Annotated in this window: 18 protein-coding genes; all 18 read right to left on the reverse strand. The window is 57.5% G+C overall.

What is annotated here, in order from left to right; genetic code table 11:
- Window positions 1-17: 17 nt before the first annotated feature.
- Complete coding sequence (gene tssH, locus AC2A1E_RS11005; protein ID WP_484383778.1) at window positions 18-2,645, reverse strand: type VI secretion system ATPase TssH; 2,628 nt, start codon at window positions 2,643-2,645, stop codon at window positions 18-20.
- A gap of 32 nt (window positions 2,646-2,677) precedes the next feature.
- A complete protein-coding gene (gene tssG, locus AC2A1E_RS11010) occupies window positions 2,678-3,715 on the reverse strand; it encodes a type VI secretion system baseplate subunit TssG (protein WP_484383779.1) in 1,038 nt (345 codons plus the stop codon).
- Window positions 3,712-5,598 (reverse strand): type VI secretion system baseplate subunit TssF, encoded by a 1,887-nt coding sequence (gene tssF, locus AC2A1E_RS11015; protein WP_484383780.1) that lies wholly within the window; start codon window positions 5,596-5,598, stop codon window positions 3,712-3,714. The genes tssG and tssF overlap by 4 nt, the downstream gene beginning before the upstream one ends.
- A 4-nt stretch (window positions 5,599-5,602) precedes the next feature.
- A complete protein-coding gene (tssE, locus tag AC2A1E_RS11020) occupies window positions 5,603-6,184 on the reverse strand; it encodes a type VI secretion system baseplate subunit TssE (RefSeq protein ID WP_484383781.1) in 582 nt (193 codons plus the stop codon).
- The gene (locus tag AC2A1E_RS11025; protein WP_484383782.1) at window positions 6,184-6,999 is read right to left on the reverse strand and encodes a type VI secretion system accessory protein TagJ; all 816 of its coding nucleotides are present in this window, start codon (window positions 6,997-6,999) and stop codon (window positions 6,184-6,186) included. The genes tssE and AC2A1E_RS11025 overlap by 1 nt, the downstream gene beginning before the upstream one ends.
- A gap of 3 nt (window positions 7,000-7,002) precedes the next feature.
- Window positions 7,003-7,800: a PP2C family protein-serine/threonine phosphatase gene (locus AC2A1E_RS11030; RefSeq protein ID WP_484383783.1), complete on the reverse strand. Its 798-nt coding sequence runs from the start codon at window positions 7,798-7,800 to the stop codon at window positions 7,003-7,005.
- A complete protein-coding gene (gene tagH / locus AC2A1E_RS11035; protein WP_484383784.1) occupies window positions 7,800-9,590 on the reverse strand; it encodes a type VI secretion system-associated FHA domain protein TagH in 1,791 nt (596 codons plus the stop codon). Before tagH ends, AC2A1E_RS11030 begins: the two co-directional genes overlap by 1 nt.
- 279 nt (window positions 9,591-9,869) lie before the next feature.
- Complete coding sequence (locus tag AC2A1E_RS11040) at window positions 9,870-10,352, reverse strand: Hcp family type VI secretion system effector (RefSeq protein ID WP_459399574.1); 483 nt, start codon at window positions 10,350-10,352, stop codon at window positions 9,870-9,872.
- Between the two features lie 188 nt (window positions 10,353-10,540).
- Window positions 10,541-12,031, reverse strand: coding sequence for a type VI secretion system contractile sheath large subunit (gene tssC, locus AC2A1E_RS11045; RefSeq protein ID WP_484383785.1), 1,491 nt, complete (start codon window positions 12,029-12,031; stop codon window positions 10,541-10,543).
- A gap of 3 nt (window positions 12,032-12,034) precedes the next feature.
- The gene (tssB, locus tag AC2A1E_RS11050) at window positions 12,035-12,580 is read right to left on the reverse strand and encodes a type VI secretion system contractile sheath small subunit (RefSeq protein ID WP_484383786.1); all 546 of its coding nucleotides are present in this window, start codon (window positions 12,578-12,580) and stop codon (window positions 12,035-12,037) included.
- Between the two features lie 78 nt (window positions 12,581-12,658).
- The gene (tssA, locus tag AC2A1E_RS11055; RefSeq protein ID WP_484383787.1) at window positions 12,659-13,693 is read right to left on the reverse strand and encodes a type VI secretion system protein TssA; all 1,035 of its coding nucleotides are present in this window, start codon (window positions 13,691-13,693) and stop codon (window positions 12,659-12,661) included.
- A gap of 11 nt (window positions 13,694-13,704) precedes the next feature.
- The gene (gene tagF, locus AC2A1E_RS11060; RefSeq protein ID WP_484383788.1) at window positions 13,705-14,403 is read right to left on the reverse strand and encodes a type VI secretion system-associated protein TagF; all 699 of its coding nucleotides are present in this window, start codon (window positions 14,401-14,403) and stop codon (window positions 13,705-13,707) included.
- Between the two features lie 10 nt (window positions 14,404-14,413).
- Complete coding sequence (gene tssM, locus AC2A1E_RS11065; RefSeq protein ID WP_484383789.1) at window positions 14,414-18,043, reverse strand: type VI secretion system membrane subunit TssM; 3,630 nt, start codon at window positions 18,041-18,043, stop codon at window positions 14,414-14,416.
- Between the two features lie 11 nt (window positions 18,044-18,054).
- Window positions 18,055-19,299, reverse strand: coding sequence for a DotU family type VI secretion system protein (locus tag AC2A1E_RS11070; RefSeq protein WP_484383790.1), 1,245 nt, complete (start codon window positions 19,297-19,299; stop codon window positions 18,055-18,057).
- 36 nt (window positions 19,300-19,335) lie between these two features.
- Window positions 19,336-20,673 carry a type VI secretion system baseplate subunit TssK gene (tssK, locus tag AC2A1E_RS11075; RefSeq protein ID WP_484383791.1) on the reverse strand — a complete coding sequence of 446 codons (1,338 nt, stop codon included), beginning with the start codon at window positions 20,671-20,673 and terminating at the stop codon, window positions 19,336-19,338.
- Window positions 20,674-20,851: 178 nt separating this feature from the next.
- Window positions 20,852-21,409: a type VI secretion system lipoprotein TssJ gene (gene tssJ, locus AC2A1E_RS11080; protein WP_484383792.1), complete on the reverse strand. Its 558-nt coding sequence runs from the start codon at window positions 21,407-21,409 to the stop codon at window positions 20,852-20,854.
- Between the two features lie 59 nt (window positions 21,410-21,468).
- Window positions 21,469-21,858 (reverse strand): DUF4150 domain-containing protein, encoded by a 390-nt coding sequence (locus AC2A1E_RS11085; protein WP_484383793.1) that lies wholly within the window; start codon window positions 21,856-21,858, stop codon window positions 21,469-21,471.
- Between the two features lie 39 nt (window positions 21,859-21,897).
- Window positions 21,898-22,536 carry a DUF3540 domain-containing protein gene (locus AC2A1E_RS11090; protein ID WP_484383794.1) on the reverse strand — a complete coding sequence of 213 codons (639 nt, stop codon included), beginning with the start codon at window positions 22,534-22,536 and terminating at the stop codon, window positions 21,898-21,900.
- Window positions 22,537-22,543 lie beyond the last annotated feature (7 nt).

Below are 22,543 nucleotides of genomic sequence, written 5' to 3' on the forward strand. Positions count from 1 at the left end.
GTCCGTTCTCCGCTGGGTTACGCACGGAAGTCATAGGCAAAGGCCTTCTCGGCATAGCTGATATGCAGGTGGCGGAACTGCTGCAACTCGGTACTGGCGGTCAGCAAACGGTGGCTGATCTGCGGCAGCAGGGTATTGGTCAGAATGGTATCCACCATTCGCCCGCCGGACTCCACTTCGGTACAGCGGTTGACGATCTGCTGGATCACCTCATCATCAAACGAGCAGGTCATATGGTGGCTTTCCAGCAGGCGCTTGCGGATCCGCTCCAACTGTAGCTTCACGATATCCCCCAACACCGCATCGCTCAGCGGGTAGTAAGGGATCACATTCAACCGGCCGAGCAGCGCGGCAGGGAACGCCCGCAGCAGGGTATCGCGCAGCGCAGCGGTGAGCTGTTCGCATTCCGGCAGCAGGGCCGGATCGGCGCACAGCGCGTTCACCACCTCGCTGCCTACGTTGGAAGTGAGAATGATGATGGTGTTACGGAAATCGATGCGCTGCCCTTCACCATCCTCCATCCAGCCTTTATCGAACACCTGATAGAAGATTTCATGCACGTCGGAGTGCGCTTTCTCGATCTCATCGAGCAGGATCACGCTGTACGGGCGGCGGCGCACCGCCTCGGTCAACACGCCCCCTTCGCCGTAGCCCACGTAGCCCGGAGGCGCGCCTTTCAGGGTAGAGACGGTGTGGGGTTCCTGAAACTCACTCATATTGATGGTGATAACGTTGCGCTCCCCGCCGTAGAAATTTTCTGCCAGCGCGTGGGCGGTTTCGGTTTTGCCCACGCCGGAAGGGCCGCACAGCATAAATACCCCGATCGGCTTGTTCGGATCATCCAGGCTGGCGCGCGAGGTAATCAGGCGGCGGGCGATCAGTTCCAGACCGTGTTTCTGGCCAATCACTCGCTCGTTTAAGCTGTCCGCCAGCTTGAGCACCGCTTCCACTTCATTTTTCATCATGCGGCCCAGCGGAATGCCGGTCCAGTCGGCCACCACCGAGGCGATGGTGTTGGCATCCACCGAGGAAAACAGCAGCGGATCGTCCCCTTGCAAAACAGCCAGCTGTTGCTGTAGTTCATTGAGATCGGAGCGCAACGCGTCCTCGGCTTCTTGATCGGCCACCTCGCCAGGGCGATAGAGTTTGGCGCGCAGTTCAATAATCTCATTCACCAGCACCCGCTCGTCGTTCCAGCGGGCGTTCAGAGCGGCCAACTGCTGCCGGGCCTGCTCCAACTGCTGCCGGATCTGATCCGGGCGCTGCGCGTCACCGGCCCCGATGCGCACATCGCGCACCGCGACCTCCAGTTCGGTTTCCAGCGCTTCGATATGGCGGCGGCAGCTTTCCACCCGGCCCGGCTCGGCGTGCTGGCTGACCGCCACCCTGGCGCAGGCGGTATCCAGCAGGCTGATGGCTTTATCTGGCAATTGGCGGTCAGGAATATAACGGTGGGAGAGGCGCACCGCCGCTTCTACCGCTTCATCCAGCAGGATGATCTGGTGGTGTTTCTCGAGCGTGTGGCGCAAATGGCGCAGCATCAGCACCGCCTTATTCTCATCAGGCTCAAGTACCTGCACCACCTGAAAGCGACGGGTCAGAGCCGGATCTTTTTCGATGTACTTTTTATATTCCGACCAGGTGGTGGCCCCGATAGTGCGCAACTGACCACGGGCCAGAGCGGGTTTCAGCAGGTTGGCCGCATCACCGGTGCCCTGCGCGCCGCCTGCGCCGATCAGGGTATGGATTTCATCAACGAACAGGATGATCGGCGACGGGCTGGACTGCACCTCGTCAATCACCGCGCGCAGGCGCTGTTCAAACTCGCCCTTGGCACCTGCACCAGCCTGCAACATCCCCATATCCAGCTGATACAGCGTAACGTCCCGCAACTTCGGCGGTACATCGCCCGCGGCGATATAGGCCGCCAGCCCTTCCACCACCGCAGTTTTCCCCACGCCTGCCTCGCCGGTCAGCAACGGGTTGTTCTGCCGGCGGCGCATCAGGATATCAACGATTTGCCGGATCTCTTCGTCACGCCCGGTGACCGGATCCAGCTCACCACGGCGCGCTTTTTCCGTCAGGTTGCTGCCGTATTGCTCGAGCATGCTTTCACCGCTGCGGGGTGATGCCGAAGCACTGCTGCTCTGCGCGGCGGCCATCGCGGTTTCAGAAGAAGAGACCAGGATCGCCTCAAACTGCTGCTGCAAATTTTCGCTGCTAATTTGCTTGAAGCAGGGCGAAATCGCCAACAGCTGATTATGCAGATTGGTGGTGTTGAGCATCCCCAACAGCAGATGGCCGCCGCGGATCTGCTGGGCACCGAATTTTAGCGAACTGTAGATCCACGAACGTTCAACGGCGCTGTCGATATGTTCCGACAGATCCGACACCGAGCTGGCACCACGCGGCAGCCGGTCAATGGCGGCGACCACATCCTCACCCAGCTTGCCCGCATTGATGCCGAAGTGGCGGATAATCTGCTGCCAGTCGCCGTCTGGATGCTGTAACAACTGATGGATCCAGTGGGTCAGTTCCACATAGGGGTTGCCCCTGAGTTTGCAAAATGAGGTGGCATTTTCCAGGCTGCTGAGTAACAGGCCGTTTAATTTGCCAAACAGAACTGCGCGGCTGATCTCTCTCATGCTTACACCTTAATGATTTGTTTTAACGAATGTTAATGGCAATACTGACCTTCGAGCGGCTCGGGTGAAAAAATCAGATCGCCCGCATCGTTGTCGCCTTCCGCATCACGTAACCAGCTACTCAACCCAAGGCGCTGCCCGCCGCTCAGCGTTGCTCTGCTGATTTCCTCCTTGCGCAGGATCAGGCGCACATCCCAGATATATTCGATGCCGACGTAGTGCCGCACCCAGTCGCGCAGCGCGATCGCCTGCGGGCCGCCGGGCATAAAACTGTGATACTCCGCCAGCGACATCGGCCCCAGCTCAATGCGGAACTTGTGCTGAACATCGCGCACGGCACGGCCAAGAAACGCATCGCGCCCCAGTTGCAGCGCCTGGCCCGCCCCCAGTTGCGTCTGCTGTTCCGGGGCGATGGCCAACCACACGGGAATGTTCTCGATGATGCGCACCGGCACCTGGAAGTAGTAACGCAGGATCTTGGCCAGCCCTTCCGCATCGCGCCCCTGCCGCACCAAATGCCCCGCCATATAATATTTGGCGTGGGTGGGCAGGCTGTCCCGTGGGCGTAGCGTATCCACGCCCAGGCCCACCAACGAGGAGAGGTAGCGGGTAAAGGACTGATCGTCTTCGCGATCGAGCGAAACGGTAGGCTGGCTGTTGGCCCAGGCGCGATAAAACAGCAGGATCAGGCGATGGTGGAACAGGTTGATAAAGTCGAGCAGCGTCCGATCCTGATTGTGCAGATAACGTTCGCGTACATATTCGGTAAAATGCAGCGGCAGCGGGCCGTTAGGGCCGAACAGCCCGAAGCTGTAGATCAACAACTGGTATGACGGCGAATTATTGGCTGGCCCGGCGCTGGCCAGCGTGGAGGGCGCAAACGACAGCGAAGGCTGCTGCCCCAGGCGGATCGGTTCCTGGCGCGGATGCGGTGCGCGCCCGAGAGGCCAGTCGAGCCCGCCCTGCGCGTCAAGACGCCGCAGGATCTGAAACAGATCGTGCTCATACGGGTGCTCGGTGAGCGAGGTCCAGAAATCCTCCGGCAGGCGCTGATTGCTGCGAGTGTTCAAATCAGGGTTCTCCTGCCAATCCGTGGCGTCCACTGGGCGATCTTACCGCGCTGCGGGGTGCTCAATGAGGTAGTCACAAAGGTGTTCATCGTCACCATGCGGCTGAACAAGCGTTCCAGCACGCAGCCGAGCAGGTAAGGCGTATTGCCGGAAAACGCCTGTTCATCGATGGTCAGCGCAATGGCGACGCCGCGTGAAAACACGATCGGCCCAGGTGCTGGCGCACGGTGATAAGCAGGCGACAGGCGGCAGTGCTGCACCCCTTTGATCTCCTTGGTAATCTGCGGTTCATCCAGCTTGGCGTACAGCGTCAGCAGCTCCCTGAGCGCCCGTGCGCCCTGCTCATCATCCCCTTCCATCAGGTTGAGATAATCCAACTGCAACTGGCTGATCAACCCCCAGGAGATGCGGCCTTCCGCCAGGGCTTCTCGCGGCGGTGACAGCGGCGTTTTCAACGTCACCTGACGCAGCGGGATCGAGTCGGCCACCACAAAAGAGAGCGCCTCCTGCCGTTGCAGCAACAGGGGCAGATCGCGATTGGTGACCAGCACTTCTGCCGTGATGTACTCCAGATCGTTGCGCCAAGGGGTGTGATAGGCATCGACCAGCGACAGAAACACCTCCGATCCGGGATAGCTGCTGCGTGTCCCCTGGCGCTGGCTTTGTACCGAAGGCGGGCGAGGTGAACGGCGCAGGGAGAAATAGGCACCGTAGTTCTGCCCGTCGCGCCCCTGGGTGCAATAAAATGGCCGGAACTCCTGCTCATGCTGGCTGTTGGCCGGGGTGCCCCACAGCCGCTGTACGGAGAACACCTCAAAATCCAGCGGCTGAATATTATCCACCACCAGATGGTATTCGTTAGTTTTGTCATTCAGCGTGATGCGCTCCGCCACCTTGGGGAACAGGTTGATCACCGGCGTGCAGTGCAGCGAAAGGTGGCTGGCGTCAACGCGCTTGGCCAACGACGGGACTTCTTTATCCAGCAGCAGAACGATCTCAAACTCCCGCACGCTGACATTCTGCGTTTTGCCCGCGCCAAACAGCGCGGCCAGCCCAGAAATGCTGAAAAAGCGGAAACGGGCGGGAAAGGCAAAATACTCTTGCAGCAGGCGATAACCGTCGAAGTTGCGCAGATCGTCGGGTAATAGCGCCTGATCGGCGTCGAACCCTTCATGATTCAGCCGCTCTTTCGGCAGATAGTGGCGCTGCTGGGGAACCGCCCCCACCGGCTGGCAGATAATCCCGGTGGTGTGCTGCATCAGCAGTTCCAGCAGTTGCATGGCTTCCAGATCCTGACCACTGAGGTAGAACATCAGCTTATCCAGGCTCAGGCTGTCAAAGGTGACGTTATCGTCCAGCCGCAGGCGGATGTGCAGCGCATGGCGGCTGGCATTGCGGTTGAACTTGGCGGTGCTGACGATATCGGCGGGCAACGCCCCCAACGAAACCTGGCTGATGCTGAGCGGATAAAGCATCACGTCGTGGGCGGTGCGGTACTTGCAGACCACCCCGTTTTTCCTGAAGGTGTCGCAGGTCATCACCGTACCGCGTGGCACCAGGAAACCGGCGTTAATGTTGCCCTTGCGGCCGTCCGGGTGCAGCTCGGCCACCGCCATTGACGGGGTTGGCGAAAGGTAATTGGGGTAAATCACCTCCAGCATCCGCTGCGAGAAACGCGGGAACTCGGCGTCCATCTTCAGTTGAATGCGCGAAGTGAGAAAGGCAAAGCCTTCCATCAGGCGCTCAACGTAAGGATCGCCAACATCAATCCCCTGCATCCCCAGGCGGCCCGCCACTTTCGGGTAGCTTTCGGCGAACTCTGCGCCCATTTCGCGCAGATAGAGCAGCTCACGGTTATAGTACTCAAGCAGTTTACTGTCCATGTACTCACCCTATGTCTTTGAGATTGAAATAACCGTTTTCCAAATCGACGTCAGAACGAAAGCAGAACTCCAGCGGATGGGGGCTACACCACAGCAGCCCACGGATCTCGATCGACAGAACGTTGTGCGTATCCAAATCATCACTGCCGGAAATGCACAGCAGTTTCAACTGCTCCGGAATAATGCGCGGTTCAAAGTTGAGGATGGCCTGAGTGAGGTTTTTCTGGATATCCGGCCACTCGATTTCCGACATCCTTTTCCCCGCCAGCGGCGTAATGCCGTAATTGAGGGTAGAACGCCGGACTTCGGGAAAGGCTTGCAGATCGATCATCGGCTCGTTGTTGTTGCAGTTAAACAGCCACTGCAAGTCACGCAGGATCATTTTCCGCAGCGTGCTGTGCGAAATGGTCTTGTTTCTGTCCGCTTCCCGCTTATTCTGCGGTTCAAAATCCGTCAGCCGATCAAACAGCGCGGGCAGCATCCGATCGCGGGAAGACACGCCATCGCTGTTTCTCCGGCCAACCCGTGCCGCAACGGCGGGCGAACCCACCGGGGCGGCTGTGCGCTCGTTAGTGGTATCGGTCATTACGGCTCATCCGTGGTGAACTGAACCTGCCGCAGCGTCAGCAGCGCGCACTCGTCGTCATCGGTGATCCAGGATTTTTGCCCCTGCCCCGCATAGTGGCCGTTATCGCTCAGGGTCAGCCAGTCGGTTTTACGCCCAAGGCGGTGGGCATCTTCGCTGCCTTCGGTGAGCGGATAACGTGCCGGGATCTGGCACACCTGCTGCTTGCCGGAGCGCCACTTCACCATGGCATGCGCCCAGATCAAATGAACCACATTTTGCGGTGGCTGGAAGGTGATCGACTCAAGCTCATGAAACGGCACCCAGTAGTAACGGTGGTCCACAAACAGTTCACAAACCGGCCCCAGGCGGCTGTCGGCGTCTGCCAGCCAAGCGAAATGGCTGGCGGGGGCTGATTCCTCATCGCTGTTGAGCGAAAGCTGACCGGCATTCTCGGCTGCCAGCTCGAAAGCGCGATCGCGCAGCTGGCTGGCCTGCTGTGGCGCGGCACGCAGCGCTTCCGCCAACAGCAACTGCCATTCCTGCGGCGGCGTAAAGAACGCCGGGGCGATTTCTCCGCTGAACACCTGTTCGCGCTGCATTTCTGCCGCTACGCAGTCAGCCAGTTGCTGCGTGGTAGGGGCAGCCTGTGGCGTCAGTGCCTGCCAGGCTTGCAACTGGGTGTTGGCGCGGTGCCAATCGCCGTGCAGCAACAACAGCTGGACCCATTCGGCGCGTTTGTCCGCGTCTGCGGGAGCCGCTTTGACCGCCGCTTCGCTTTGCTCCAGGGCGGTGGCTAACGGTTGACCTTTCAGAACAGAGAGCAATGATTTCACGGTTTATCTCCTGCTTCTTTGGCAATTCGGTGTCTGGAAGACGACCTTTTCTTCCAGGGGAAGTATCTGCAACAGCGTGGATTCCTGCGGGGAACCGATCCAGACGGCGATCGCGCTGTAGTTATCCTGCTGTGAGAGCGGCGGAGCCAAGTGTTCGATCAGCGTCAGCCACTCGGTGGGTGTATGGGCCAGGCGCAGCGTATATTCCAGTTGCGCCAGGTTATAGCGTTTCCAGAAGCCGTCGCTGCACAGCAAAAACACATCGCCATCGGCCAGAGAGAGCGTCGGGCTGTAAGTGGCATCCTGATGGTTACCGGTGCCGAGAGCGGCGTACAGCAGGTTGTCGGGCAGCCCACCGGTTTGAAAACCGGCATCTTTCATTTTTTGCACCAAGCTATGATCCGTGGTGGACTGGCACAGGTAGCCGTTGCGGAACAGGTAGAGCCGGCTGTCGCCAGCATGTACCCAATGGGCCTGCTGGGTGGCGCGATCGATAAACAGCGCCACCAGCGTGGTGCGCATACGGCTGTAGCACTGATCCTGCTGCTGTGCCTGATGGATCATCTGCTGGAGCTCGGCGATCAGCGCAGGCACCTCATCGGGTTGGCAAGGCTTGCCCTGCCCGGCGTGATCCAGCAGAAACTGGCAGGCCAGCGCGGCGGCTTGCCCCCCGCCCGCATCACCGGCTACGCCGTCACACAGCACAAAACAGGCCGCCTGTTCGCCCAGATACTCGCCGGTTTTATCCTGATTCTGCGCACGGTTACCCTGGTTCGAGCACCAGACGGCTTCAATTTTCATTACGGTGCCTTCTGATTTTGAGACGCTTTGTATTGGCGGATCTCAAGGTCATAAGCGTGGAGAAATGCCTCGCCGAACAGAGTGTGGAAATCATCCTCCACCTCATTGGCCACCCGCTGATAATGGTTTTTCAACGCGTCCCACAGCGCCGCCTTACGGTTACCTGAGAACACCCCTTTGCTTGGCAGCATGCCCTGCTCCGCCGCCATTTTCTCCAGGTTATCGGGGTGGAAGGTTTGCAGCATGGCGGCAATGATCGCGCGCACTCCGGCAATCATGCCCAACTGATGGGCTTGTAGATCGATCATCGCGTCGCGCACGGCGTTTTCCGGCGGAATAAAGCCCGGCATCGGGGTGCTGAACATCTGCAACAGCACGGTTTTACCCGAAGGCAGCATCTTGAACGGGTTGTTCTCCTCTTCCAGGATCATGGTCATTTCGGCTTTCAAACCGCGCTTGAGAATGTTGCGCGACGACAGCAGCGCCACGGTGCCCTGTGAAAACAGGCTGAGCAGCTTGCCAGCAAGGTAGAGCTGTTCTGGCGAGAAGTCCGGTTGCAGCACCGCATCATCCAGCCCCAGCCCGGCCACGAACGCGCTGAACAGCTCACCGTGCAGCTGTTCCTGCGAGGTGGACTTGGTCGGTTTGAACGGCTGATGCCGGACCGGATCAACGCCCAATCGCGTCAACGGGGCCGATGAGCCACCGATCTGTTCTTCGGCATACTCCGCAGGCTCGCTACCGGAGATGGCATTCTCTTGGTCGGCAAAGTCATTCAAGGAAAAGTGATCGGCAGCGCGGATCTGCTCCGCCCAGGCGAGATCTTCATGCTGGGTGAGCGATTCCGGCTTGGTTTCTACCTGCGGCGGCGCGGGCGCATCCACCGGCGAAACTGGGCCAGGTGCGGCAGGCCAGATCGCCAGCGTCGGATCAAAAGCGGCACCATCATCCATGGTTGAGGCGAGTGGCACCGCGTTATCGGCAAACAGGCCGAGCAGCACGTCGTCTTCGCTGCCAATGTCGGCATTCAGCGCCCAGTCTGCCGCCAGTTCATCAGGCAGATGCAAGATCGGTGGTGCATGATCCGTTGCCGGTGGTTGCGCGGTTTCAGGCGCGGCGTGATCTTCTGCGGACCATTTGCGGTTCACCGACAGCACGCTCGGCGTGGTGTCCTTCATAATCGGCGGCAGGGAGAAAGGGTCATCCTGCGCAAACAGGCGGTCTGGATCGATCGTTTTTTCATGTAAAGAGGCCAGATCGGTTTCTTGCGCCATCGCCAACGGATCTTTTCCAGAACGGTTGTCCGGCTCGTTGGCAAACAGGGGGTGGTTCGGATCGTGGGGTAACGGCCTTTTATGCTGCGGCTGATGCAACAGAAACTCGGCTTCCAGGTTGTCCCACACCGCTTCGTCGATATCATTAACCGATGACGCCGCACCTTGAGACTGTAAGAGCGGAGCTAGGGAAACCGGGTGGTCCATCAGGCTCACACTGAACTGGTAACCCGCGATGTCGAGAATGTCGCCTTCAGCCAGCAGTTGCTGAACGTTATGAGGCAGTTCGCCGCCGTTCAGCAGCAGCGCTGTGGTGCTACCCCGTTGCGTAATGTGGGCTTCCCCGTTGGGAGAAATATGCACAACGGCCTGCAAACGGGAAATCGCCCGGTTTTGGTCAGGCAGGATCAGCGTATTGTTGGTATCGCGCCCAATGGTTCCACCCGGTGCCGTGAAGTCACAGTAATTCTGGGGTAACCGCTCATTGTCCCGGTTCCTGATCATCGTTAGCCGCATAGACACTTTCCCTTTTATATTTTCTTGCCAGAGTCGCCGCTTTATTTTTTATACCCAATGGATTTCAAGATGCAGGCAGCGCCCCCCTGCATCTTGAAATACAGCGGATATACCCTTCATACTTCAAGTTACTTGGGTGTTGGCTGCGCTCTGTCGCCCCAGTCACATAGTTATCTATGCTCCTGGGCTCTCCAGTGCTTGCCGCCTACAACCAACTCGAATTATTTTGGGTATAGAAGGGACGATTTCCCAAAAAACCAAGGAAATCGTCCGTATCAGTTACGCTTCGCAGTTCTGTTTAATATCCCAGCCAGCGCTGCTTTCTGCGCCTTTGCCTCCTTGCTCGGTTTGCTCCCAGTATTGCTGCTGAACTTTGGCAGCCTGGAAGGAATAAAGGATACCCACGGTGTCTTCATCATCGGCACCGGTGTATTGAATATTGGTGACCAAAACATCATCCAGCGTGATTCTGGCGTATTCCATCTGCCCGCCACCGGCTTTGCAGACGGATAATTCGACTTTGCCCAGGTGTTTACCGCTAGCGCAATGCTTCAGCAGGGCCGGGGTGGATTTATCGATCAATGCCTTAATATGCAGATCGTTAAAACAGACTTTCCCGGTACCACCGCCACCGCCAACGCCCATATTTCCCGGCTGGGAGGCTCCCCAGGTAAAGGAAATAATGTCGGTCCAACCTTTGTGATTAGCGTCTTTGGATTCACCATTAGCGCCATCAACTTTCATGAACATATCAATTGCCATAGCTAAAGCCTCTTGGGTCTAGAGTTAAGTAAATTCCGTTTTATGAAACAACGGCGGTTCACGGCATTAGAAATCCCAACCTTCCGGGAAACGAAAATTGCGATCTCCATGCTGTTCTTTATGCCCTGAGGTTAAAATTTCGGTATTAATGACCCGCAATCGAAATATCAGGACTCGTTCTTGTTTAATTAACTTTGTTTTAATGACGGCAGTTTCGAAACCAAGCGTAACGAAACGGTCAATCCTTCCAGCTGATAATGGGGACGCAGGAAAAACTTCGCCGAGTAATATCCCGGTGCATCTTCAATTTCCTGCACCTGTACTTCTGCCGCCGCCAGCGGTTTTCTGGCTTTGGTCTCTTGCGACGAGTTGGCCGGATCGCCGTCGACGTAATTCATGATCCAGTTGTTCAGCCACACCTCCATATCGCTGCGCTCACGGAACGAACCTATCTTGTCGCGCACAATGCACTTCAGGTAATGCGCAAAGCGGCAGCAGGCGAACAGATAAGGCAGACGGGCCGCCAGTTGGGCGTTGGCCGTGGCATCGGGATCGTAATATTCCGCCGGTTTTTGCAGCGATTGAGCACCGATAAACGCCGCGAAGTCGGAGTTTTTACGGTGGATCAGCGGCATAAAACCGTTTTTCGCCAGTTCGGCTTCGCGCCGATCGCTGATGGCAATTTCGGTCGGGCACTTCATGTCCACGCCGCCATCATCGCTAGGGAAGGTGTGGCACGGCAGATCGGCTACCGCGCCACCGGATTCGACGCCGCGAATGGCGGTACACCAGCCGTACTCCTTAAACGAGTGGTTGATGTTGGTGGCCATCGCGTAAGCCGCATTGGTCCAGGTATAGTTTTCGTGGTTGGCGCTGTCGGTATCTTCTTCAAAATCAAACTCATCCACCGGGTTGGTTTTGATACCGTAAGGCAAGCGCGAGAGAAAACGCGGCATGGTCAGGCCGATATAGCGTGAATCCTCTGATTCGCGCAGGCTGCGCCACGGGGCGTATTCGGTATTCTGGAAGATCTTGGTCAGATCGCGCGGATTCCCCAGTTCCTGCCAGGACTCCATCTGCATCACGCTGGGCGATGCCCCGGAGATAAACGGGCAGTGCGAAGCCGCACTGATTTTGGCCATTTCACCGAGCAGCTCCACGTCTGGCGGGCTGTGATCGAAATAGTAATCCCCCACCAGGCAACCAAACGGCTCGCCGCCGAACTGACCATATTCCTGTTCGTAGATGCTTTTGAACAGCGGGCTCTGATCCCAACCCACGCCTTTATAGCGCTTCAGCGCCCGGCCCAGCTCGCGTTTGGAGATGCTCATAAAGCGGATTTTCAGCATCTCGTCGGTTTCGGTGTTATTGACCAAGTAGTGCAAACCCTGCCAGGCACCTTCCAGTTTCTGGAATTTCTCGTGGTGGATGATTTTGTTGATCTGCCGCGACAGCTTATTGTCGATCTCCGCGATCAGCGCCTGAATAGTGCGATAGGCATCGGCTGACACGGTGACGGTATTTTCCAACGCCTGCTGTGCCAGCGTTTTTACCGCATTTTCCACCGCTTCTTTCGCCTGATCGGTTCTGGGGCGAAACTCTTTTTGCAGCAGTGAGTTGAACTCATCGCTGGTATAGGCTTTGGCCGCGGGCGCGGTGTATTGCTCAAGTTGGCTCATGGTTTACTCCTCCGCCACCGGGGCTACGCTGGCAGGGCTATCGGTTTCCGGTTTGGGGGCCCGGGTTAGTGACTGCAATAACGCCGGATTGCTCAGTACGCTGGTAATCAGCTCCTCGGCACCGTTTTTGCCGTCCATGTAGGAGAGCAGGTTCGACAGTTGGGTACGGGCTTCCAGCAGGTGGCTCAGCGGTTCGACCTTGCGTGCGATCTCTGCCGGAGAGAAATCGTTCATGTTTTCAAAGACCAGTTCGACGTTCAGGTGGCCGTCACCATTCAGGGTGTTCTCTACCTGGAAAGCGACTCTGGGCTTGAGTGATTTCATGCGGTCGTCGAAGTTATCGATGTCGATCTCGAGAAACTTGCGCTCTTCCAGATTGGGTTGCGGCTCAAGGGGCGTTCCCACCAGATCGGCCATCACCCCCATCACGAAAGGCAACTGGATCTTGCGTTCTGCACCGTAGATCTCGACGTCGTACTCGATCTGTACGCGGGGTGCCCGGTTGCGGGCGATAAATTTCTGCCCGCTGCGAGTTTTGACATTTGCCATTATTTTCTCCATAAATCACTGTTATTAGAGGTTTTTGATAACATCCACTCCGCATTGTGCGGTAACCACTTTGCCTGACTAGTTCTCTCCGTCCTGTCTTTCCCTGGTGCCGAGAATGACCTCCAACTGGCGCAAACCGTCCGGGGCCAGATCGCTGACGATTTGCAGAAAATTCAGATTGATCAGCTTCTGTAGCCGCTCGATCATCAGCGGTGCCGGATGGCTGGGTTCATAGAGTTCGAAGTAGCCCTTCACTTTCTCCAGCAGATGCAGGGCATCGGCACGGGATTGCACCTGCCCGTAACCAAACTCACCCAACGGCAGCGGCAACGGATCGCCGGGCAGGCTTAGCGCCTCCGGCGTCAGGATCAGGTCCGGCTCCGCCTCGCGGCTGCCGTGGCTTTCAGGCTGCTGAATCGCCTGGGCGACGCTATCAAAGGTTTTTTGCAGCAGCGTCATCTCCGGTAACGCGCTCTCGCCAAGATGGAGCTGAATGGCATGGCGCAATTTGGGCAACGTGCGGGTGATGGCCTGCACGGTCTGGATGTTGGCCTGCTGTGGATTGCTCAGTTCACTGCGCAGAAAGCTCAGCCCATTGGGGAAGTTAGGGAGTTCCTGCTTGCTGCCGTCCAGCAGCGCCACGGCGTCGCGCACCGCAAGCTCGCTGCCGCCGTTTTTAATCAGGGTTGTTGCCCGTACCGCATGGGTCAGTTGGGTGTTATCCCCCAGTTCGGCCAGCGCATTGATGCGAAACATTGGATCGCGCACGCCGTCGCTCTCCAGCAGCGGATGGAGCTGATGCCAATAACGTTCGATCGCCAGATAGATCAGCTGCAAGCCGTCCGCATAGCCCTGCAACCCGCGCAGTTGCGTCCAGGCCAGCGTGAGGAAAAACATCACCCGCAGATCTTTGGTGCGGCGCAGCAGGCCGGTGGCCAAGCGCTCTACCGCGCCCCAATCAGGCGCTTCTGCCGGGATAATGGTGTCGCCAAACTGCTGTTCCGGCTTGCCTGCGGCGGTCTGGGTCATGCGCATAAAATCGGCGTCATACTCCAGGTTTTCACCGCAACTGACTTCCGGCGTTACCGGGGTCAGCAAGTGTTCAATCGTCATGACTTCTCTCCCTAGTCAAACATGGGTCCGTAAAGCCCCTGGCGCGCATGCTTTACGTCGCCGCTGGGTTCAAACAGATGGTGAAAAAGCTGCACCGTAAGATTGCCGCTGTGGATATAGGTATCAAAGGGCTTGCCGCCGCCCGGTGCGCTCCACCAGAAACTGCCGTATTGGCGCGGATCAAAGTGCGAAATCGCCAGCGGCCAACCTGGCGTCACGTCGGCGTCACTTTGCGGTGCCAGAGCCGTCGGTAGCGACGGCAGCGCCTGCAAAGCGCGGTCGATACGCTCAACGGAGTGGCACTGATGAACCCCGCGTTGCAGGATCTGCCCGATGCTGTAATAGCGCTCTGCCGCCAACAGCAGATGCTCGTTACGCCAGTGCGCAGGGGAAACCAGCCACATGGCGAACAGCGGGTAGTGACGCCCGACGCGATCCTGCGATGGCAGCAGATACCCCAACTGCGCGAACGGCGTGCCCAGCGTGGCGGGCAGCACAAAATTCCACATCGGCGCGCCGAGCAGCGAATAACGGCCATCGCGCGGGGCGGAAAGCTGCCGGGCCGCCAGACCTGACTGGAACCAGTGCGCCCACTGATTAATCAGCGTGGCAGGCAGGCGACGTTGCACAAAGTCGCCACAGCTGGGGATCTTGCCGTACCAGCCGATACCGTTGTCCTGTAGTGGTGCATAGGTTGCCTGTTGCGTCATGATCCGCCTCCTAAGGACAATTGAAGGCGGTGGGCTGGAAGGGATTACGTATGCTGTCGGGCGTCAGCTCCAACACCACCCGATGCCCTTCCAGGTTAAAGGTTGCCGTCTGGGTCAACGACGCCGCGCTGGATTTCAGCGCTGCCTTGTCGATCAGCCGGTTCAGCGCCCAATCCCCGGTGGTCGCCAGGGTGGCCATTTGCCCGTTGACCAGCGCCAGTTGCAGGCTGACCTGATTGGTGTTGCCGGTGCCGGGCCAACTCACCACCAGCGGAACCAGCGGGCCATGGCTGTAATGGAAAATTTGCCCGTCGATGTCCAGCGTCATGCTGAGAATGTCGGAATCCATGCTGACGGGTTTGATCGTCAGGTGATAAGAGGGTTTCTGATTCTGCCCGCTGAACCAGGTATCGCGGATATCGCGAGCCTGCTGGAAGGAGCGCAGCATGTTACCGCCGCCGGATAGCGTTTTACCGTCGACCCCAGGGTTGAAGCGCCATCCGCCGCGCGAGGTATCTACTTTGCCTTCAAGATTCTGGCGGAAGAAGCTGTCCATAATGCCGCTGTTCGGGGCGAACATGCGCGAGAAGTCACTGCTGGCGATCTCCTGCTGCGCGCTGCGCACTAACGGGTAGCGCCCGCTGATGGCCTGCTTGCAAAAGCTGCCGACCTCAAAGCCGACGCGCTTTTGCAGCCCTTCCAGCTCTTTCATCTGCGAATCGCTGCTGGCACCGACTGCCAGTGAAAGCATCATGTCTTTAAACGGCTGCGGCAAACGGCCCGATTCGGCCTGCAACGCCAGAATAACGTCCCCCGGTGGCGGGGCCATGCCGCTGTTGGCCGCGCTTTGCACCGCGATCAGGTAGTTGTAGAGGCCATCGGCCTGTTTAAGCACCGTATCAAACGGGATGCTTTTAGCCGCTTCATCGCTGCTCTGCGCCAGTTCGATAATCGGCGCAAAATGCTTGATCACCACCTGCTCCGGCAGGGAAGAGATATCGCCAACGTCTTCAGACGATGTGCTGTAAAACAACGTGTCGAGGAAATGGCCGGGACCCGCGCTGTTTTTCTCCCCGCCGCTCAGCTTCAAGCCGTTCTCTTTCTGCTCCTGCTCGTCGGTAAGCTTGATGTTTTTCACTGCGTTGATCAGAAAGTTACGTAACGGCGAATCCCCGGCAGAGAGCAAACGCGCGGTATTGATGCGCTGGCTTAGATTGGCAATGTTCTTCAGCTCAATATCACCCAGCAGCGCATCCCAGGCGCTGATGAAATCCTGCATGTACAGCAGGCGGACGGTTTTCAGCAGATCGGCACGGCTCTCTTTGGCCAACGCGCTTTCGTTGACGTTCATCACCCAGCCGTCTTCGGTCAGCAGCGTTTGTGCTACGTTATCGATGCGTTTATTAAACGCCAGCCAGTAGCCTTTGGGGGTATACAGCCCCGGAATGCCGTCGGCCGCAGGCTTGCCGCTTTTACGCCGGAAAGCCAATTCCGCCTGTGCGCCAGCCAGATCGGTCAGCGAAACGGTTTTCAGCGAAGGTTCCTTCAGCAGGATGCGTTTCAACCGCCCATAGATACGCACCGATAACGGTGCCTGGCTCAGGCGCTGCTGCGCGGACTGCTCCAACAGGCTATCGCGCACATACGGGGAGGACTGAATACGCTCATCCAGCAGCTGTTTCAGATGCCCATCGAGCACTTCCCACGACGCTTTGCTGGTACCCGGCCCAGAGACCCGATGCAGGTTGAACATCACCCAGGCGCGCAGGAATTTGCCATCGTAATGCTCCGGTTCGTACAGCATCCGGTAGGCTTTCAGCGCTTCGAAGCTGAAATCGGCGTCGGCCCCCATATCGTTACGCAAGATGGCGGTCACCTGCCAGGCAACAAAAGGCAACAGCATGTTTTTCAGCGCTTTTTGATACAGCGCCTGGCTGGCGGTTTCGACCTGAGCCCCGCGATACAGCCCCAAGCGGTAGCTGAGCGGCGGCTCGTCCAGCGAAAAGCGTTCACTGCTGCCCAGCAGCTTCAGGCCGTTGAGATAAGGCAGCAGAGTGAAAACATCCTGATAGTTATACAGCTCCATTTCACCGCCCTGCTTTTCCAGCACCGGGATGTGAGTGGTCACTTCTTTCAGGTAGTCGTGGTTATTGATATAGCTGGAGTACCAGAACAGCCCCGCCGTGGCGAAGATCGCCCCGAGCGACAGGTAGCCAACCCAGTGCAGCGTGGTGTTGCGGTAGATCCACCAGCGGTTGTTACTGGCCAGCTCCGACTCGCGGAATACCACTTCTTCCAGGAACTTTTTCAGGAAGTAGCTTTTGCCCTGGGTCTGTTTCTCTTCTTCCGCCTCGCCGCTGTGGCCGGTTTCCTCGGCAGAGCGCGGGGTCAGATTCAGATGCAGCGAACCGTTCATTTCCGACATCATCTTGTCGAAAGGCATCCGGTCTTGCGTGCCGCTGGTGAAATATACCCCGCGTGGCGTGAAGGAGGCCTCAAAGCTGGAGGTGGCAAACAGGGTGTTGAGGTAATCCCCCAGCACCTGGCGCAGCCGGGCAAAGGCCTGTGGGAACAGGTAGCTTTCTGCGCGCGTTTTCTGATCCTGCTCCATCAGCATGGTGTCGGCCAGCCCGAGATTCAGGCGTTGCAGCAGCTGGGTAAAGTGCTGCTCAAACGCCTTCATTAGCTCAAAACCGATTTTCTGCGTGTCGCTGCGGGCAAAGGTAAAGCCCCAGATCTGGCTGCGCTGCTCTTTGTCGTACTGGCCGAAATAGGCGAGGAAGCCCCGCAGCAGGTCAACTTTACTGACCATGATGTAGATCGGGAAGTCGATTTTTAACGACTCGCGCAGCTCCACCAAACGCTTATGCTGCGCCTGAGCCTGTTCCTGGCGCTCTTCTGGGGTGCCATTCATCAGATCGCTCAGGCTGACGGTGACGATCACGCCGTTGATCGGCTGTCGTGGGCGATATTTCTTCAGCAAACCGAGGAAGCTGCCCCACTCCTGCGCGTCGTGCGTCGGGTCGCTTTCCTGCGTGGTATAACGCCCGGCGGTGTCCAGCATCACCGCATTTTCGGTAAACCACCAGTCACAATGGCGAGTGCCGCCGATGCCGCGCAGCGCGGTTTTGCCGAAGCGATCCGCCAGCGGGAAGTTAATGCCGGAATTGACCAACGCGGTGGTTTTCCCGGCACCGGGTGCACCGATCAACACATACCACGGCAGTTGATAGAGATATTGCCGCCCGAAACGGCTCAGCCAACCGGGCATAAAGCGCGACTGCTGGCCGTTGAAACGCGCCTTTTTCAGCAGGCGGGTGGCCTCTTCAAAGCGCTCCACCAATTTAGGATCGTCGCGTTCCGCGTCTTTGCCCGCGTTTTCCGCTGGCGTCTCAGACATCTGCGTCAGCATTTTGCGGTTACGCCTTGCGCGCCAGGCGGCGGCGATCAGCCGGAACAGCAGCCAGACCCCGCAAATAACGGCGATCGCGATCTGCCGGTTGACCGCCGACTCCAGTGGACGATAGTCACCTACGGAAACGTAAGGGCCGATGAACCAGATGATCATCGAAATGGAACCTACGCCCACCATGCCCCATAGGAAACGGCTGGTAATAATGGCAATGATTGAATTCAGCATCTGACCCCCATCTAGAGCGACATCGTCGAGTTTTGGACTGCGCCCGGCGCCAGTTGCAGCGTGATCTCAACCCGGCGGTTGAGTGCCTTATTGGCTTTACTGTCGTTTGGCACCACCGGATCCTGCTCGCCTTTCCCTTCGATCATCAGCCGGTCTGGCTGTACCAGGGACTTCTTCAACAGCGCGCTGACGGAATCCGCACGCGCCAGCGAAAGATCGTAATTGGAGGCAAAGCGTGCTTTACGAATAACATCGCTGTCGGTATATCCCGTAACCATGACTTTCCCGTCGAGCTTGTTAAGGGCTTCTGCCACCCGGTTGAGGATCGGCCGGTAGGCCGCGCGTACCGAGGTGGAGGCCGAGTCGAACAAACCATCGCCGCGCAACACCACAATACTTTTCTGGTCTTCATCATGTACGCTCAGCAAACCTTCATCGATCTCCTGTTGCAGGAAGCCTTTCAGACTGGCAATCGCTGGCGTCGGCGGGGCCGGTATCTCCGCCGAAAGCACCGGCGGCAGTTCGAGCTGATAAATAGAGGCCACCACCGGCGTGGTGGCTTCGCCGAGCCGCCAGTCCAGCGAGATAAACCACAGGCAGGACATCAGCCCCAGAAATGCCGCGCAGGCCCACACCGGCAGCATTGGCCGCCAATTTTTTTTGCCCACGGGCAGATCGGTAGGATGCAGGGATAACGGCACAGGATACTCACCGCGTACCGAGTGGATAATTTGAGCCAGACGCTGTCTCAGCGTTTCCAACTGCGAGTAGCCGTTCTCGATAATGTGATAACGGCCCTCAAAGCCCAGCAGCAGGCAGTAGTTGATCAACTCCAGTAGCAGGATGTTTTTCTGCGGCTGTTTAGACAGCCGGGCCAGCAGTTGGAAGAATTTCTCCCCGCCCCAGGTTTCGTTATGGAAGGTGACCAACAGCCCGCTGGTGGACCACACGGTGCTTTTCCCCCAAGGGGTAAACATCGCGGCTTCGTCCAGCGCGGTGCACAGACAATAACGGGCACCGATCAGCACATCGTACGGCAACCCGGCCTGCTGCCCCTGGACTTCGAAACGGCGGATATCATCAATCAGCGTCTGGCGTAGCTTCACGGGATCGGGACGGCTGGCCAGATTGCGGATGAATGGGATCCGATTAAGCAGCGGGTTTGCCAGCGTCACCAACAGATTATTTGAAGCCTGCATATTCGCCAGAGGCGCTGCAAGATCATCGCCAGCCGCTTTAGCGTGAGTATTTTGCATGGAACATTCCTGTTTCCTGAACCTTATACCGACGGATTACGGATTACGAATCGCCCAAAATTCCATATTCAGGCCAGGGAAATCCCCGGCGAGGTGCAGCGCAAAAGCGCTGGATTTACTCATCTGTTTCCAGAGTTCGCCGCTGTTTTCCAGCTCGAAATAGGTATATCCCGCGTGATAAGGCAGTTGGCGCGGGGCAGCAGGCATACTGCGCAAGCCAATCCCCGGCAGCTGCAACTGCACCAGATCGCGGATGTTGTTGACCGGCGCGACTTTCAGTTGGGCCGGGAAGCGGGTACGAATGGCATCCATCGGTACGTCGGCATTAACGGCAATCACGAAGCCAAACTCGTTGGTCATGTTGGCATACGGGATAGTGGCAATATTCAGGCCGTGTGAACGCTCGATCAGCGGTAGCTGAATGGCGTTCTCTTCGAAGACGATGGACAAACCTTGCCGCAGCCAGTTCATCAGCGCGTTGAAGCTGAACGCCAGCGCGTCGTGGTCATACACCGGCAATGCCTCGCCCGCGATACGCGCCGGGGAGAAGGTCATCAATTCACAGGCCAGCGCCAGCCATTCGGTGAATAACCGCTCCGGGTGGTACTGATTGCAGTGGCGCGCATGATGCGTGATGCCCACGTAGCGGTTGATCAACTGCAACATCATAAAATCCGAGGTTTCCGACACGCCGCCCCGCCCGCTTTGCCCAAGACGCTGCCCCAACTGTTGGCTGCGCTGCTGCAACAGGCCGAGCACATCGCTGATAAAGGTGCTTAGCAACGGATTTTCCTGGCAGGCCAGCATCGGTGGAATGTAGCTCGCGTCGATTTTCAGGCTGTTATCCGCGCTTTTTTCCAACACCCGCAGCACGCCAATGGCGCACCAATCGGCCGTCAGTTCACTCTCTGGGATCAGATGCAGGCGCAACTGGCCGAACTGTAACTCTGCGCTGCCCACCGAAATGGTGTTCATGTCTTCCACTTCGCTTTCATAAGCCACATAACGGGCCAGTGAATCGGGCGAGTCGCTAAACGCCACCTCACGGCTGCTGGCGCGATGCACCGGCAGGGCCAGCATCACGTTAATAATGCCTTTGCCGTCCGCTATTTTGATCGGCAGCGGCGCTTCCTCGGCACCGTAAAAAGAGAAGAAGCTGCCATCGGGCATAATCCCGCTGGCGGAGTTAAGCGCGATATTCCCCAGGCGCAGGGCGCTCTCATCAATATCCAGCGAGATAAACCCCCAGTAATGCTCTTGCTGTGCCATTCCCCATGAACGGATATAGTGTTCAAGGTAGTTTTCAGATTGCTGAAAATGGTGCGGACGCAGAAACATACCTTCCGTCCAGACGACTTTATGTACTCGTTTCATTACCGAGGTCCTTGGAAATAAAAAGCGCTTGGTACACTTATGCCGGTCAATTAAGACTAACCAATCCCCTCTCCTTGGGGAGAGGGGGCGCAACTTTCACTATTGTGCGCAGGGTTACCGGCATTACTTGATACACGCCGTATTTCAGCTTGAAATACGTTGGTTACCGTTTTTGGGCTTATTTTTCTTTATTGCTGTTTTCCGTCACGCGCAGCCCTTGCCCGTTGGCAACAACCTTGATTTCCTGTGGCGGAGGCTGACCGCGCCAGAATTTATAAAACGGCACTTTCTCCGGATCGGGGATCGGAATAATGATGCGCCAGGTTTTATTATTTAAATCCTGAAACTCCCCGGTGACGCCAACGTAATAACGTTCACTCTTTTTCTCTCCGGAAATTTTGACGGTTTCGCCGCCAGGCAATAAAAAGAACTGCTCGGTGCCCAGTAGGTTCTCACCTAACACGGCGGCCGCCTTATTGTGTAAGGCGAAGAAGTCCGCGCTCATAAATCCGGTATCCGAGCGCAGGTAAAACACGCTGATTTTTAACGGCGCCGGATTCTGCTGTTGGTTGATATTGGCTTCTCGGGTCGCGGAGAAGGTGATGCGATAAGACGCCACCACGGGTTCGGCTTTTTTGGTGCTCATGCTTAAGCAACCGCAGAGCAACAGGCCGGTAATGATGACACCCAGCGCTCTCCCCCCACGTTGCACCAAAAAACACACTGCCTGTTTCATTGTTTCTCCCGTTCTCCGTAACACCACAATAGTCTCAAGTTGTCGCCCACCCTGCGGCTTTATAGCCCCAGTAGCCAGATCGTAAGCTGGCAAGGACTGATACTCAGGCCAATAACGTTGGTGAGATTTTGTTGTGTCAGGCTGGTCAACCGAGTCGCCGGAAAGCCCGCGACCAGAAAGGTCACCACGCCAGTGATACTCCGGCATGGGCCCATGACCGTTCCCGAACACACGCCACCGAGCACACCGGGTGAGTCACCGCTGGTGAAGGGAATGATCGTCAACAGATTGTGCGCAGGCACCGCAATAAACAGGATATGCAACACATTTGGGATGGCCGTCACTCTAAGCCCATAATTGGGATAAGGAATCGGCACGACTGGCGGTGTGATGCAGACATCGACGATAGCTAAATCTATTCCGAGCAATTGGCAATTGGCAGTACACATCAGTAAGTTCCTCCTTGTTCGCCCGTGATGGTGGGTGATCTACCCTACGTGAATCTGTTCTGAATCTATTTTGGTGATGGTTTCCGAAGTAATCATCGTGCTGCGCGCATGAAGCCGCGCGTAATCTTCAGCCTGATAATCCAGTTGCCCGACGCGCACATGCTCGGTCTTTCTCACCTGGCGGAAGATCACGTCGCTGAGCTGCGTCAGGGTATGCCAGACGGATTCACAACGTTCCCCAACCCAGCGGCTGAGGGTGACGCGGGCATTGAGTTCGTCACCGCAATATTCCAGGTTGCCGATGCGGCAATCGCCGTGGGCGGATTTCACCTGTAGCCGGTGGCTTTCCAACGCGAGCTGACGTTCACTGTTGAGGGTGAGCGAGCCGCCGCGCGTGGCAATATTCAGATCGCCATCAACGATGATTTGCGCCGCCTGCTGCGGCTTGGCACGCTCCAGCACTGCCAGCAGCCAGAGCTTTTCATCGCTGGAACGGGCGAGCAAAGCGGTATCACCGGCCTCCGGCGTTAACATACAACTGGCCGCCCGGCGGCAGTGCCAGCCACGCCCTTCACTTTCGACGATCATGCTGCCATCGGATAAAATATCCGCTACCTGGCCGCTGAATTGCTGCGGCAAATAGACCGGCAGAGCGTGTGATGTGGTTACGGTGCTCATTGAACTC

Source organism: Serratia sp. HNCC26DJ206, assembly GCF_057180605.1.